The following is a 15,928-nucleotide window of genomic DNA, read 5'->3' on the forward strand; positions in this document are numbered from 1 at the left end:
ATAAAATCTAATAAATGTGAATATGAAACTGATAGTTGGTATTGATTTTGGTACAAGTACTACTGTGGTACGTTACAAGGAAGAAGGTACAGATGTTATAAAGCCGATAAAAGATGCAGATGGTGTAAGTGATATTATACCGTCTGCTATTTTCAGAGTTGACGGACAAAACCAAACCTTGTATGGCTGTGGTGCGCTTAATGCTAAAACAGGCGGTATGCAGGGAGAACTTATTACTAATTTCAAGATGGGATTGCTGGATGTAAATCCGGAGGAGAGAAGGATAAAGGAGGCTTATATTGAGGAATTCTTCACTTATATATATAAGCAATTTTGGAATCAGACTCGGGGAATTAGATATGATTCTATGGATGTTTATGTCAGTGTTCCGGCTAAATGGGATACAGATGCCAGAGAGGTTATGAAGAGAACCGTAAAAAAAGCGGGATTCGGAGAGAATATCATCTGCGAGAATGAGCCAACAGCAGCGGCATATACGATGCTTCACCAGCACCTGAACGATTTTCAGAAGACTAAAATGCTTACGGTGCAAAAACCGATGCATGTCTTTATGCTGGATATGGGAGCAGGTACAACTGATATTGTTATTTTTCGACTTAAAGTTGATTCCGAAGGAAGAGTCGCGACTGATAATGTACTTTCCTACCCAACTAGGGATAACAGAACTCTTTGTGGTGGAAGAGAAATAGACTCAATTTTGTATAATTATATTTTAGAATCGCTTGTTAAAGGTACAGGGAAAAGTAAAGAAGAACTTGAGCAATGGGGCATCTATTCGGTGGACAAAGCCAAATCCTGGAAAGATAAATATTTATCTTACCGACTGAAGGATAACATCACTATTGATACTCCTAATGATTTCTTACCTTTTCTAAAGATGTCGGGAGTAAGTACTCAACAAGCGTTGCAGATGATTAGATTTAATCGTCAAATTTTTGAGAATGAGACAAAAGAGCATTGGCTGGAATTATATAAACTGATAGAATCCGCAGTTGCTATATATAAGGAGAAATATGGCAAAGAAGTAAAGGGAGCAGAAGATATTGATCTGTTATTTTTGACCGGAGGTCATTCTCAATGGTATTGTATTCCAAATTTATTTAATGGCGAAGGAATCAATGGGTATATCGGGAAAGATGTAAATAATGGGCAAGGTATCGTAAAAGCTTTGAACTTCAAGAAATTGAGAGAAGAACCGTGGCGTATGTTTGGGGATGCTTTACCTCACGAATGTGTAGCAACCGGTCTTTGCCTTCAAGATTCAAATATAAAGATTACAACACCTACAGCCAATAATGTATGGGTCAGGTTAACAGTAAACGAGCAATCTTCTGATTATATTCAAATTTTGAGAGTAGGGGATTTATTGCCGGTGCAAAACAAACAAAGTCTGGAAGTAACTCTTTCCCGGAATCTAGTATTTGGAGATTGTAATTTTAATATAACCATAGAACTTTATACAGGAGAGAATATTGAAACGGCAAACCGAAAGATATTAAAGTTACGACAGGATGAAAATTCAGTCTTGGGTGCATTGATTGTTGCAATCATGGTGCTTCCCATATTCTTTCCGGTAAACTACAAATTTAAAATAAACTTATGTGTGGATGCTCTTGAGGATGGAACATTAGATGTGAGTGGGGATTGCATGATGGATAATAGGGAAAATACCAGAAAAGAATTTTCACTTAAAGATATGCAAGAAGTATGAGCAATTTTATAAAAAGACTAATTGGACGAAGCCAATTCAACGTTGACGGTAATCTGCAAAAGATAAAAGAAGGACATAAACCATTGTTTGTGTTTCCTTCTGATCTGGCTAATCCAATGATGGATTACATGCTTGAGCGCTCCTACTTGGAAGACATATCGGGTAGATCTGATTTTAACGAGATCCCAATGCAGTTGCAAACAGATATAAGTTGGCTTCGTATTGACAGGCTTCCTGTCTCTCCATTACGCATTGATGATTACGATTTGTTGTCTCGTTGGCAAGGGGTACTTTCTTCTTTACATGCATGGGGGCAGAAGCTGATATTCTTGTTGCAGCGGCATAATGGTCAGACACATCTTTATGTAGGAGTACAAGGTTATAATGGCGAAGAATGTGCAAATAAATGCAAATGTGCCCTCACTAGTTCGATGCCCGGAATCGATTTGCATTATCTTGGAGGGAAGGAAGACCTGAAAGAAATTATTGGAATTAATAATCAGATAAGCGGAAGTGTCTGTGGAGGTGCTGTGACGGGTATACCATCATTCCGTGCTAATACCCAATATGGGGTTCTTCAAACATTGGACAAATTAGCATTTGGTTTTAAGGATATGCGAGGAATGGATGCTAATTATTCAATGATTGTTATAGCAGAACCACTTGACGACAATGTAATATCTGAAGTGATTTACAGATATCAGAAACTTGGTAGTGATATTCACTCCGAAGTAACACAACATGTTACGGAAAGTACAACCATCCAGCACGGGGAAGGGACGAGTACAGGTGTACATGGAGGTATTGGCATGGGAGCCGGTCAAGGAACAATGAATGTGGTGTCGAGCTTACTTAAAACAGCAATGTATACCGCCACTCCTGTGAGTCTTCCCATTGGTATGGGTGCAAAAGCTCTCATGTCAGCTATAGGATTATCCGGTAATATTGGTTTTAGCCGTTCTATTTCATCAAATGACAGTGTATCGTATGGGGAATCTGTAGCAAAAGATTATTTAAATAAATTTGCTCAATATACAGAACAGTTGACGGATAAACATTGCCAGCGTCTACGCTCTGGCCGTGATATTGGCTTTTGGAATGCGGGAGTATATGTATTAGCCGATTCTGTAGATAACGTCAATCTTATCACCGGAATACTCCGCTCCGTATATTCTGGTGATTATACCCACATAGAGCCAATCCGTACTCATCTATTCCATTCTCCAAATGCTTTGAATACAATAAAGAACTTTAATCTGGTTCCTCTAATAAATCCTGCAGCTAATGAATTTGCTACGGAAGAATGGCATATCTTAGGTGCTCCGTATCAATATGTTAGTACTCCTGTAAATACGGAGGAACTTTCTTTGTACACATCGCTTCCCCGAAAAGACGTTCCGGGCATCCGGTTTGTGAAGAATGTAGCCCGTTTCGCAAATAATCCGGGAAAGAACTTGAATGCGGACGATCTGGTGAAAATAGGGAACATTGTCGATACCGGAGTTCAACAAAATAACCCATATACAGTTTCTGTCAACTCTTTGGTAAGACATGCCCTTATTGTTGGTTCTACAGGCTGTGGAAAGACAACAACATGTAAAACGCTGATAAATGCAGTACTGGAAAAGAAGAAACCGGTGCTTATTATCGAACCTGCTAAGGATGAATGGGTGCGTTGGGCTATCAAACAAAATGAGCATCTTCCGGAATCAGAAAGGATACATATCTTTGAACCCGGACTGTCTTCATTCGAGGGGACACTGTTGTCTCATCTTATGCTTAATCCATTTCAGCCTGCCGCAATAGCGGGAGCTCCGATCGATATGCAAACAAGATGTGAAAAAATTACTGCACTCATTAACGCAACCTTGCCTACAGGTGATATCTTGCCGGTTATTATGGATGAGGCTCTTTATACATATTTAAAAGAAAAGGTCGAGGATTTTGAAGAAGAAGAAATGGAACAGTTGTCTTCTTATCCTCTTCTCGAAGGAGCACTTGGTGTAGCAAAGAAGTTACTGACAAATAGAGGATATGAACAGAGGGTGACTGATAGTTTTGTTGCAGCACTTGAAACACGTTTTAAATATCTGACTCGTGGTAAACGGGGCAACATTTTAAATCAATTGAAATCTACCTCCTATGATACGTTATTTAATAAGAATTGCGTTATCAATTTAAGCAAGATACCCAATGTAAAGGATAAAGCTCTCATCATGTCTATGATATTATTGGCTCAATATGAGTATAGAATGTCTGCCTATTCTTATAATAAAGAGTATCGCAAACATGCACAAGCAAATGAATTAATGCATTTGACTGTCATAGAAGAAGCGCATAATGTATTGTCGAAGCCAAGTGCTGCTTCCGAAGGTACAGGTAATCCGCAACAAGTAGTGGCAGATTTGTTTTCCAACATGTTAGCTGAAATTCGTTCACTTGGCGAAGGATTTATGATTATAGATCAAGTACCGACTAAACTAATCCCGGATGTTATAAAAAACACAAACTATAAAATATGTCATCGTATGACCTCTATTGATGATTGTGCTGTAATTGCTCAAGCTCTTGCTCTTCGTGATGATCAACGAGGTATTATTCCTACTTTGGAACAGGGAAACGCTATTATTGCCGGTGATTTGGATGATGCTGCATCTTGGGTTAAGATAAGTCGCCCTGTGATTAACTTGTGAAATTTAATATATTATATAATATGGAACAAAATTCAAGAATTCTGCTTTATGCTCTATTGGGTATAGTGGTAGTTGGTGGTACAATTGTATCTATAATATATCGCTCAAAACAGAAGGAAAAGAGTGAAGGTAAGATTAAGTCTGGAACACAGCAAAATAATTTGTTGAAAAGTATATCGAATCAGCAAGCCGATGATCTTAATCGTCAAGGTAGTAATATAATCTTTTCTGACGAAGAAATAATTAGCCAAATGATGAAGATGCTGGAATACTTTAATGGTGATATGGGGGCGTTATTTAGTGTCGTTAGCGATCCTGTCCCCCAAATAGCCTCTGTTATATTTGATAATCTTGATGCTGTAATTAATAGTAGAGGTAGTGAAATGTTAAAATCATGGTTTTCTTCATTCACTGGTGCTAGAAAAGGATGGGATGCTGAACTCTATAGAAGTAAAGCTGTAAAAATCCTAAGTCTATTGAAACAATGTGGAATACAGCAATCCACAGAACTAAAATTGACATGGAATGAAAATGCGGCAAAACATTATCGCCAATTGACCAAAATAGAGGTCGGCGATGTATGTGAAGTACTTTCTCCTTGCTGGATATATAAAAATGAAGTATTTGAACAAGGTTTGGTAAGACCAATCATTAACGGATAAAAAATATGGATACGAATTTAATTAATGAACTCGGTACGTCTGAAATTGCTCAAACTCCCGAGATGAACAATGAGGTTCAAGAAGCTGATGTAAGGTTTGCTTCTTTGTCTCCGGCTGTAGGTTATGGCATATACCGTGTATCACAGATGCCGGAGGTGCGCGAAGCTGTGAATGATAAAGTAGAATCCTGCAAAGAAGCATTTGCCGAGGTATTGGAAAATGCAAAGGAAACTGTAACCGAAAAGGCTGCAGAGGCAAAGGAGGCAATTGCCGGGTTTGCGGAGAAGCTTACGGATGGCATTAAGGATTTTTTTGTGGGTGCCTACGAAGATGTAAAAGAGATATTTGTAAACCCGAAACCCAAAGAAGTTCCATTTGCTGAATTTTCTTCAATACATGCAAAAGAAGGAATTCAAGAAACTAGAGAATTTGGACTTGATGCATGTTCTGAAGCTGCAATGGAGATATTCAATCCTGGCGTAATTGATGCCTGGGGTAGTATGACTGAGAGGGAGAGAAAAGCCATTGCTTTAGAATATGCAGAGCGAGTTGCTCAAGCTTTTGAGTTAGTTAATTATGAAGGAGTATATATCGAAAAATTAGAGCCTGGAACGTTAGGTTATAATAATGGTGACGGTACGATACATCTGACAAATGACTTGTTATCGTCGGATACTACACCTTTCTTGATTATGGACACCATTACCCATGAGCTTCGTCACCAATATCAGAATGAGTGTATTCGCGGTTATCATGATGTTCCTGATGAAGTACGTAATGAGTGGGCTGTGGCAACTGCAATCTATAATTACGATCAACCATCATGTTATGATCCCTGGGGATACATTTATAATCCTCTCGAGATAGATTCTAATTATGCTGGTAATACAGTGGTACGTAATGTATCGAGCCAAATGTTTAATAATGTTTTAAATAATGCATAATATGAGTATGATAAATAAAAACGAATTGAAGCAACGTCTAATAGACGAAGGTTATATTGAGGAATATGGCCTTGATAGAACAGTTGAGAATCTCATTAATCTTGAAAACTTAGAAAATAAAGCTGCATATGAGATGTTATGCACATGGTTAAAAACTGGCAAGATTCAGAAATTTGAATCAATAGAGGGAATTGACCTGAAGTTCCTTCGTGATGAACTTCACATGAAGAATCCTGCAATCATTCTTGCGTATGGCATGCTTTTGTATGATCCGAAACATAATGCAATAGCTTTGAAACGTGAAAAGGATCGTCGTAATTGTATGAAACCTGCGAAACTATAAAAAGGACTGTCATAGTACTGAAAGTACCATAAACAAATGGTTTGGAGGATATCGGTCAAAGATTAATACGATATTCCACTATGTTGAAGGGAAAATAAAAAATGTATGTAATAAGCACGATTTTAAAGAAGATAGTCTATCATTAGGACCGTTTAAGCACGTTTTGCCATTTTTGCGGTTTTTTTTGTTGATTTATTCCGATACATTTGTGTATTATGAATATCACAAACAAAAATATGGGAGATGAAATAATAATGGTTCTATATGATAGAAATAATATGTTTACTCCATCTATATAGGTAGATATCAACTTTATATAATAACTTAATAAAACATCATTAATTATGGCAGGCTTCGAGTATTTAAAGAAATTTTTTCAAAGTGAAAATTTTCGTTATGAGGAAGAAGAGGGTATCCTCTCTTTTAAGATTCAAGGTGTAAATTACTTCGCATTTACGAATGATTCGCCATTCCTTCAAATCGTGATCGTTTGTAATATTTCCAATAAGGATAAGACTAAGATTCTGGAAATATGTAATGAACTGAACTCTGATAAGTTTGTCACAAAATTTATTCTTCGTGGTGAACGTGTATGGTGTAGCTATGAATTTAACCCTTCTGAACATACCTCTTCTGACGAATTTATGGCTATTTTTAGTATTCTCGACAAGACATCAGATGAGTTCCTTGAAAAAATGAGCAAGCTCTGAAAACTTATGAGTGTGTGTCATTTCCGGCACACACTCATTAACTAATATTTTATGTATACTTCAGCAATTGTAATTGATTTTGGCTCATCAAATTCTGGTGCGGCTCGTATAGATACTTACAAAAATGGTAGATTGGTATATTCTACACCTCAATTTTGCCATTCAGATGGTTATTATGCCAAAGATGCAACCTGGTTTTTTATTCATCCGAAATTGCTTGAGAGGGCAGAAATAAATTACGAGTCATTGCATGACGATGATTTTAGAATACTCTCGAGAGTATTTATGAATACCTTAGAACCGAATATTATTTGGGGACGAGATCTTATTTCTGCAAATTGTCAAAAAATTAAGCAGGAAAATTGGGTGGAATTTAAGTATTTTAAGATGATGATATATCTTGATGTGTCATATCCTGCAAAATTAAAATCATATCCAATCTCCTTAATTGTGAAAATCTTTCTTCGGATTCTCAAAATAGAGTGCATATCTGTTGAGAGTGCTTTCAAAGGCCGGACTATTTCTTCCAGTGAAATTCAATGGGGGGTGACAATTCCTTCAATATGGACTGAAGACAATCAAAGACTTATGAGCGATATTTGCCAGAATGTTTTTGGTGACCATGTTCGAGTACTCTCTGAACCTGAAGGACCCGTAGTCTCTGAAAGAATCCATGCATCTAACAATGCACAATTGGATCACTCTCCTGGAAAAAAATCAATAGTAGTTGATATGGGAGGAGGAACTACTGATATTTGTCTGTTAGCAGATAAGGAAGTTATTTCCGAATCAGACTCTCACTTTCAACTTCTTGCTTCATGTGATGGCATAGGGGTGGGAGGAAATATGATTGATAAAGATTTTTGGATATATTTTCTTCGGTTTATATCTAAAGGAATTACCAATGGAATTATTTATGATAAACTCTCAGATGATGAGTTAAAGAATATTCTTTTGCAGCCATATATTGATGATCTTGATCATGCTATAGAAATGGAAAATGCATGGTTGGCTTTTAAGCATAAAGTAGTCAAGAGTTTCACGATTCCTAAAGATTATCGAAAATGGCTAATAAATAACGGACACAGCTCTGTTGCAGACCGTGTAACGGATATTCTCATTGGACAAACTTCGTTTGACGCGGCGGAGTTGTATGAACAAGCTTTTGCACCCACTTTTAATAAAATTTCTCAATGTGTGGAGTCTTTTCTAAAGACTCATAATCATTTAATAAAAGATGATGTTGAAAATCTATCTTTAATATTTGCAGGAGGGCTGTCTCTTAATCAAAAGCTTCGTGATTTAATTATGTGTAAAATAAATGCGATGTTTTCCATAAATGTCTCTACTAATATTGCCAATACCCCACTTCGTGCCTCTGGCAGCATTATGGATGGAGCATCCTATTTATTACTTTGGAGACGTTTCATTCAGCGGGAAGCTCCTTTCTACATTTACGATTGTGCTGCGAGTAATTTGATGGCTTTGCAAGAAGCATATAAGGAGAAAGGTGTGTTGATGAAATATGGAGAATTGAATGCTATTTCGCAGAAAGATGTTGAAGAAAGAAAGGCGTCTAATGATAAGGTCTGTGGATTTCCTGTTGCTATAAAAGGAGCAGACCTTTTAGATTATAGATGCTCATTCTGTGCTGTAAGAGAGGAACAAAAGTCTATAGAATTGAGTTTTTATGGCTCAGATGAGATAATAGTTCATCCTCAGGATAATATATTAGCGTGGGAACTAGGGAGTACTCTTCTACCAAATTATCGAAATAAATCTTACGTTTGTATTGTTGATTTTAATGAGACTAATACCGGGAATCTTCATTATTATGTTACCTTAGAAGAGTCAAACGAACTTATAAAAGAGGGAAATATTTCCCTTACGAATAAGTCTAAAAAATGATTGTAGAAATGAATGTATATCTCATATTATTTGTGGTGATTTTTAACGCTGTGTTTCTTGTAATTATTCTTCTGTATTTGATTAATATATTCGAGAAAGTGTTAAGTGACAATCCCGTAGTTCGAATTAACAGACAGAATCATGAGCTTTTTGATCGTCTCTCGGCTCTTTTAAAAGAGGTTGCTGATATTAAAAAAGGGTATCAAGAATCCATAAGTGAGCGGAAAGAATTCAGTGAGTTAATATTTTCTAATGTTGAGCAATGCCAGAAGGGACTTGATGAATTGACACTATTATTGAAGTCTCATGATGTTTCGGCTTCTTCATCCTCTGCAGTAGATCAGATAGCCTATAATGATGCTGTTATTGCATTTAACAATATCAATAACGAGCTATACGAATTAAGACAGTTGCCAGAGATCGGCATGGTGTTGATGGAGGCCTTGGTGATGGATAAAAATCCGACGATTGATTTCAGTTCACTTGCACAAGATAAGAAGGAATTAATAAATAATCTCAAGAGTAAAATCTCGTTATTTAATATGAATTACCGGTCTCAAATAGTATCTTTTCTTAGTGCAAAAGGAAGAGATTGGAAAGACTGTGTGAGGTTTCCTTTGAATCAAAACTTTGATGGAACATGGGACGAACATCTTCTTGGAGATGATATCATGCCTGATTACCGGATAAACCGTGTAGTTCAACTAGGTTTTGAGTTTCCCGATTCAAATATAATAGGCAGGCGAAAATCTAAGATTTTATAAAAACAATCAAAATACTGACATAAATGGATTATGTACCTCAAAGAGTGAAAGACTTATTTATTGAGTTCTTTAAAAAATGCTCTTTATTCAAGGGAAAGGATTACAAGAAAGAAATCCTTAATATTACTGTAGATGAAGAGGAAAGAATGGATCTTGAGGAGCTTTTTCAAGCAACTGAAGATTTCTATGCTGAGCGTGAAGCTCTTCAAGCATCAGGGTTGCCACCACATGCTTATTTGGAAAGAGAGTATCTTAAGATTTGGGAACAAGAACATTTGGGAGCGTCAGAAGAGGATAGGCGGAAAGCAGTTGAAGAGATGAATGCAATTCTGTCCGAAAGTATTATTATTGAGATGGATGCTTTGATAAAAGATGGGCAAGATGATCTGGCGCTTGAACGCCTGAAAGCACGGATTGATGCGACTGATGAAGAAACCAGAGAACAGATAATTGATGAGCATATGACTTCCATTGGCGCTTTTGAATGTCAATCGGAAGATACTCTTGATGAAGAAGATACTCATTTGGAAAATAAATAGGTATATAATGGAAGCAAAAGATATCACTCGTGAATTAATAGCCTTAGAACAAGGTATTCAGAGGTTGAGGAAAAGCAATAACTGGCTGAAGTTAGGATTGAATGAAGGTGATTTTCAGAGTCAAGAAATAATTGACTATCTACAGCGTCCATTGGGTGAAAATGTCCAACTGGATGTTGAAACTGAAAATAAGATAAAAGCAGCAGTTTACCTTTCTGTTAAACGTAGTAAATGGAAACCAAGAAAAATAGCAAAACAGTTGGCAGAAGCTGCCGCGGAAGCTTTAAGGGATGCACGTTTAGTTACTCTGTATGAGTCAAATAAGATTGGAGCCAAGCAATATAAAGAAGAATGTGAAAACAATTTTGTTTCAAAAGTCGTTTCTACGACCAAACGTATAAAGAAACGTTATGGTAGAAAACTAGTAAAAGGAGTTTTGGCCACTGCGCTAGGACTCGTAGGAGGGCCTGCAGGTTTAATTGCAGGTGGAATCATGCTTGTTTCTGAAATCATCCCCCAAAAAACAAAAGAGAAGATACGTAAAAAAGTAAAAGAAGTGGCATTGAAAGCTGCAGAAACTATATCACAAGGTGTCATTAACTTATATCGCAAAGGAGAAAAAATTGCTTCTCGTATAGCTGAAAAGGTTGTAAAGGCTGCAGAAAATGTGGCTGATGGAATAAGTATTTATGCTGCTCCTGTGGTTGATTGCATAAAATCTGTAGCTCATACAATAGTAGAAGAGGTTAAAGAGGTGGGGGCAAAGGTTAAACAAGGAGCAAAAAAAGTCTGGAAATGGCTAACAGGGAAATAGTTATTAATCCAATAATAGAACCGCAGTTCCTTATGGAAATTACGACTGCGATATTATCGGTACCAATTGTTTTTGTGCCTCATTATCATTATAGTTATCTGGATAATGCGTTAGTCCAATTAATTTCTACTAGTCAAAAAACACATTGTGGATTGAACATTTCTTACGATGATCTTGTCGAGTTTGACATTGCACGTGGAAGTATTGATTTTAATACTAAAAAAAAGGACGAATGCTATAAATTACCATCTTTTTTGACTGATTTATTAGACAATGAGAATGGTTTAGGTAATAAGAAGATTTATCTTTTTAAAGGGGCTTTGAAATCTCTGTTTTCTGATGAAGAATGTATACTGCAATTATTACAGTTTGCCACTCTATATGAAAAGGGAGTATTGGAACGAACCAAAACTCTCATATTTATAGATGATATTCCAATCTCGTCTTTTCCGTCAGTCTTAATTCCACATACTCAAGTTGTCAATATTTTGCTTCCCTCTGCAGAAATAATTGAGGAACTACTTTTACCTATTCCTCTTTCTAAGTCGATTTTTCTAACTGATGGGAGGGAGGCTTATTTGACATCACTTATTCGCACATTTCAAGGTCTCCATCAACTTCAGATAATAAATATACTGAGGTCTGTTCTGGTACGAACAGGAGGTTATCTTTCAAAAGTGGCTCTTAATATGGCTGAAACAGAGAAGAAAAATTTGGTAAAGAAAACAGATACGCTTGAAATAATAGAGACAGATATTACTTTGAAGCAAATTGGGGGATTGGAAGTTCTCCAAAAGGATATTCTCCAAAAAGCGAAGTTTTTTAAAAATTTATCTCTCGCTACAAGTCATTCTGTTAAATTGCAGATGCCGAAAGGAATACTCATTCTTGGAATGCCTGGATGTGGTAAAAGTATGATTGCTAAAGCAATAGCGGATGAATTTGCAATGCCTCTTTTAAGACTTGACGTTAATAAACTTATGGGGAAATATGTGGGAGAGAGCGAAGAAAATCTTCGAAAGGCTTTACAAACAGCCGAGTCTACACATCCTTGTATCCTTTGGATTGATGAAGTTGAAAAAGCTTTTGCAGGAACTCAAAATTCGAGTGGAAATGATTCGTTGATTATTCGTCTTATGGGATGTTTTCTAACATGGATGCAAGAAAGGAAAACGCCTATATATGTTGTTGCCACAGCAAATGATACAATGAGACCGGAATTCATGAGAAAAGGGCGTTTTGATGAAGTTTATTTTGTGAATTTTCCAACCGAATCAGAGTGTGTGGATATTTTATTGAAGAAGCTTAGCCGCTATAATAGTCCCGATTCAATATTTGATTTTCAAACACTAACAAAAGGAGAATATCAGAAGATAGCACTAGCTATGCAAGGTGGTGTCTATGGTGGCTTTGCCGGTTCGGAGATTGAAGCGGTTGTTTCTATGGTTATGGAGAATGCATTTATCAAGTATTTGGGTATGTCGAGTCAACATCGTGTGCCAATTAAAGTGGATGATTTTCTATCTGTAATTGCATCAATGAAAGATGCTGTTATGGCTAATCAGAAAGGAAAATTAGGACAAAAAACGAATGTTGAGAGAATACTGGAGATTCAAGAGTGTTACCATTTTAAATCTGCATCAAATAAAAAAGATTAATTGAGAAAAATATGGAGGAATGTATTTCGCATAATGAATTATTATTTGTCAATAATCGATTCTGTTTCAATATAGAAGACTTTATTAATTCCATAAGAAGCATTAAAGATGATTTTGAGGCTTTGAATTATTGGCTTGTTCCATTAATTTACGATGGTGTTCTTCTTAAGTGGTTACAACAAGTAGGAGAAGAAGAAGGAATGGCACTTGTCAAACAGATTGAAATTTCAAAAGACAGGAGCGAAACCGCTCAGGCAACGATCAAACGTCTTTTATTAGAACTGGATTTACTGAATTAGCCATTCTTCGAAAGTCTCTATTATTTCAGATATAGGTTATCTTATCTACCTGAAGCATAGCTTTAAGGAACGAAAAGCGCAGTTTTAGGTAGGCTAAAGCTGTGCTTTAGAGAATTGGTAAGACAATATTTGATTTCCCTACAGAGATATAATTCTTTCTATTCCCTTCACCTTTCTCCTGAACGCTTGATGAATAGGGAGTTTACAGGTGAAGGGGGAATCTTCACCATTGCATTCATGTGTAAGCGTCTCGTAAGCGTCTCCGCGATTCTATATAGTGTATTAAAATAAAAAGGCTAATGATCCCTTTTTAGTCATTAGCCTTTTCCCATCTGTCAGGAAGCAGTTCCCTGTATTTTTCAATTGGTGTGTTCGGTTGCCATTCGGCTGTTCTGTTTATCACATCCGTGAGATACTCAAATAGATTCACTTTATGCATCCTACAAGTGAGTGCTATCGTATAGAGTATGGCGCCTCGTTCGGCCCCCTTATGGCTGCCGAAGAACAATGAGTTTTTTCTTGATAAGGATATGTACCGGTTCATCCGTTCAACCATATTGTTGTCCAGATAAGTGTCACCATAATTAAAGATGTCCACCACTGCATTCCACTCATTGCGAAGATAGGTAATGGCTTCCTGCAGTTCGCTCTTAGGTAATAAATCCCCCCGTTCTTCTATTTCATCAAGCACATCTTTTATTTCTCCGAGTATGTCCGGCGCATACTTTTTTCGATGCGTAAGATTCTGTTCTACCGTCCATCCCTCAACCTCAACTTTATGCTTATGCTCGTTTTGATAAAGTGCGTTTATCAGCTCCACGATTCTTTTTGCATCCGGGTCCTTCTCACCGCAATCTATAAATTTCCGTTTTATATGTTGCAAGCACGGGATGCGTGTGATATTGGGATAAGCATCGCTTTCGAGCTTCCGGTAAGGTGAGTAACCATCGCTTTGTATGATACCTTTGCAACTGCCTAATTCGTTAAGAATAACTCTTTCAGACCGGGAGCCGTCATCATAGAGCAAGTATATCATCCTGGTGTTTATGCCGACAACCACCCAAAGGTATCCCTTCCTGACTCCTTTTCCCTTGCTGTTCTTTTCCGGGACGAGTATTTTGTAATAGGTTTCATCGGCTGCCTTATAAGGATCACTCAAAGCTGTCTGCCGGATGCACTTATAAAGATTTTCGAAGAGGTTTGAGGCTTTCTCTATCAACTTATGAGCCGTAGGTTTCTTCAGCGTAAAGCCATGACTCTCGAAGTAGTTGATGATTCTTTCAACAGGTAGCGATTGTATATAACGTAATTCCATCAATCCGGCAATAAATGAACCGTCATAGCTGGAATTCAAGAAGGCCGAAGCCGGTGTTTTTCCCTCAAACAGGCGACCTTCTTGCGTATAGGTGTGTATCTTGTAGACATGCTTGATGAAGCGCATGGGTACACATTCATAGCGGACGCATATTCTGGGAACAGTGGTAAACAACCGGGCCTTATTGATGTCAAAATCGGGATCATCGGGATAAACGACATGTTCTTCTTCCTCCATCTCATAATGCATGTCACGTTTGGCCCCATTGTTCTTTCTTGCTTTACGCTTATCTGCTTTTTCCGCTTCTATCTTCTGCCGCTCTTCTTCGGATATGGCAGATTGGGGAGCCTGTTGCTGTTCGGATGTGTTGGATACAAGTTTGGCGAGTCCCTTAGTAAGGCGCTGTTGCTTGCTAAGAGATTCGCCTTTTTGAAGGAGTGCCTCTTTAAGGGAAGAAACCTCCTTTATCAAAGCATCTATTTGGTCCAAGAGTCTGTTGTTGTCATCTCGTAATCCCTTGATTTGTTCCTTCAATAACTCTATGATCTCATCCTTTTTCATGGCATAAAGATATAAAAAATCAACGAATTGGCCAAATAAACCGGATGATATCTTTAGCGCAAATAACTAATAATCAGAATGTTGAATTAGATCCTAAAACGCTTTCTCAACCGTACAGACTTTAATGACACTCCATTTAAGATAAAAGACAAAACCTGATAAGAAATCTCGTAATTACCTGTATTGGGGTTAAATGTCGGTAACTCAAAACTTCCACCTTCGAGGCGCTTGTAGTACAGAAGAAAGCCATCGCCATCCCAACGCAGTATTTTTACACTTTGTCGGTTTTTACCAAAGAATAAAAAGATATCTCCGGAAACGGGAGACAAGTCCTTCATTTCCGATCGTATAATTTTGAATAAACCGTCAATGCCAAGGTTCATACGAACAAAGCCCTGGTACAGATAGTATCGATTGGCTGATGTTAGAGAATACATGGATCTCCCTCCTTTCTTTCGTAATCGCGCAACATTTTAATAACACCACCGGGTGTGGCCCGTTTGACCGAAATGGTGGTTCCACTGTTAAAGGTGATTGTGATCCCGGCAAGACTAAACTCTTCTTCCGACAACATGGCGGGTGCTATTTGAGTGAATGAAGGAGAGGAAGTTGTCGGTTGGGAGGGTTCAATGCCGCCATAATAATCACGGACCACATCTGCCTTGGCTTGTTTAACGCTATAGCCCCGTCTGGACATCCAGGAACTCATACCACCAAAAGTGGTATGCTGATCGCGGCAAACATCGGCTAAAGAACAATTGTAGTCTACTTTCAATACTTCAAGGAAATGTTTCCAAGTTTTTCCAAATCGATTTTCTGCTAAATCCATAATGCTTCATTTTTATACATCGCAAAAATATAAGAATGAAAAAAGGGCGACAAGATAGAATCGCGGAGACGCTTACGGAGACGCTTACAGTGAAAGAGTTGGTGAAAGAGTTGCCTTCATCTATAAACGTCCTATTTATCAAGAGTCCAGGAGAAAG

15 protein-coding genes are annotated in these 15,928 nt (G+C 37.5%); 12 read left to right on the top strand and 3 right to left on the bottom strand.

The genetic code is table 11. The annotated features are described in order from the left end of the window. Positions 1-22 precede the first annotated feature (22 nt). From NQ505_RS07625 to NQ505_RS07680, 12 genes are all read left to right on the top strand, one after another. A complete protein-coding gene (locus NQ505_RS07625; protein WP_009000934.1) occupies positions 23-1,732 on the top strand; it encodes an Hsp70 family protein in 1,710 nt (569 codons plus the stop codon). Continuing rightward, positions 1,729-4,425 (top strand): ATP-binding protein, encoded by a 2,697-nt coding sequence (locus NQ505_RS07630; RefSeq protein WP_009000933.1) that lies wholly within the window; start codon positions 1,729-1,731, stop codon positions 4,423-4,425. Before NQ505_RS07625 ends, NQ505_RS07630 begins: the two co-directional genes overlap by 4 nt. Positions 4,426-4,445: 20 nt before the next feature. Then, positions 4,446-5,087 (top strand): hypothetical protein, encoded by a 642-nt coding sequence (locus NQ505_RS07635; RefSeq protein WP_009000932.1) that lies wholly within the window; start codon positions 4,446-4,448, stop codon positions 5,085-5,087. Between the two features lie 5 nt (positions 5,088-5,092). Further along, positions 5,093-6,031, top strand: a complete 939-nt coding sequence (locus NQ505_RS07640; protein ID WP_009000931.1) for a hypothetical protein — start codon at positions 5,093-5,095, stop codon at positions 6,029-6,031. 1 nt (position 6,032) lies between these two features. After that, entirely contained in the window at positions 6,033-6,374 is a 342-nt protein-coding gene (locus tag NQ505_RS07645; protein WP_009000930.1) for a hypothetical protein, read from the top strand. A gap of 344 nt (positions 6,375-6,718) precedes the next feature. Then, on the top strand, positions 6,719-7,084 hold the full coding sequence (locus NQ505_RS07650; protein ID WP_009000929.1) for a hypothetical protein: 366 nt from the start codon (positions 6,719-6,721) through the stop codon (positions 7,082-7,084). A gap of 51 nt (positions 7,085-7,135) precedes the next feature. Then, positions 7,136-8,992 (top strand): Hsp70 family protein, encoded by a 1,857-nt coding sequence (locus tag NQ505_RS07655; protein ID WP_009000928.1) that lies wholly within the window; start codon positions 7,136-7,138, stop codon positions 8,990-8,992. Then, positions 8,989-9,756 (top strand): hypothetical protein, encoded by a 768-nt coding sequence (locus NQ505_RS07660; RefSeq protein ID WP_032853984.1) that lies wholly within the window; start codon positions 8,989-8,991, stop codon positions 9,754-9,756. Before NQ505_RS07655 ends, NQ505_RS07660 begins: the two co-directional genes overlap by 4 nt. A gap of 23 nt (positions 9,757-9,779) precedes the next feature. Next, positions 9,780-10,295 (top strand): hypothetical protein, encoded by a 516-nt coding sequence (locus tag NQ505_RS07665; protein ID WP_009000926.1) that lies wholly within the window; start codon positions 9,780-9,782, stop codon positions 10,293-10,295. A 7-nt stretch (positions 10,296-10,302) separates the two neighbouring features. Further along, entirely contained in the window at positions 10,303-11,109 is an 807-nt protein-coding gene (locus NQ505_RS07670; protein ID WP_009000925.1) for a hypothetical protein, read from the top strand. Next, positions 11,091-12,767, top strand: coding sequence for an AAA family ATPase (locus NQ505_RS07675; RefSeq protein ID WP_050547498.1), 1,677 nt, complete (start codon positions 11,091-11,093; stop codon positions 12,765-12,767). The genes NQ505_RS07670 and NQ505_RS07675 overlap by 19 nt, the downstream gene beginning before the upstream one ends. Positions 12,768-12,778: 11 nt before the next feature. Next, positions 12,779-13,066 (top strand): hypothetical protein, encoded by a 288-nt coding sequence (locus tag NQ505_RS07680; RefSeq protein ID WP_009000923.1) that lies wholly within the window; start codon positions 12,779-12,781, stop codon positions 13,064-13,066. 310 nt (positions 13,067-13,376) lie between these two features. Here NQ505_RS07680 and tnpC read toward each other — a convergent pair whose 3' ends face one another. The 3 genes from tnpC to NQ505_RS07695 all read right to left on the bottom strand — a co-directional run bounded on the left by tnpC (position 13,377) and on the right by NQ505_RS07695 (position 15,771). Next, entirely contained in the window at positions 13,377-14,942 is a 1,566-nt protein-coding gene (gene tnpC / locus NQ505_RS07685; RefSeq protein ID WP_259827539.1) for an IS66 family transposase, read from the bottom strand. Between the two features lie 86 nt (positions 14,943-15,028). Further along, positions 15,029-15,379: an IS66 family insertion sequence element accessory protein TnpB gene (gene tnpB / locus NQ505_RS07690; RefSeq protein ID WP_004296723.1), complete on the bottom strand. Its 351-nt coding sequence runs from the start codon at positions 15,377-15,379 to the stop codon at positions 15,029-15,031. Next, positions 15,367-15,771 (bottom strand): hypothetical protein, encoded by a 405-nt coding sequence (locus tag NQ505_RS07695; RefSeq protein ID WP_009001061.1) that lies wholly within the window; start codon positions 15,769-15,771, stop codon positions 15,367-15,369. The genes tnpB and NQ505_RS07695 overlap by 13 nt, the downstream gene beginning before the upstream one ends. Between the last annotated feature and the right edge of the window lie 157 nt (positions 15,772-15,928).

The sequence above is a fragment of the Bacteroides sp. D2 genome, from assembly GCF_025147085.1.
GTDB lineage: Bacteria > Bacteroidota > Bacteroidia > Bacteroidales > Bacteroidaceae > Bacteroides.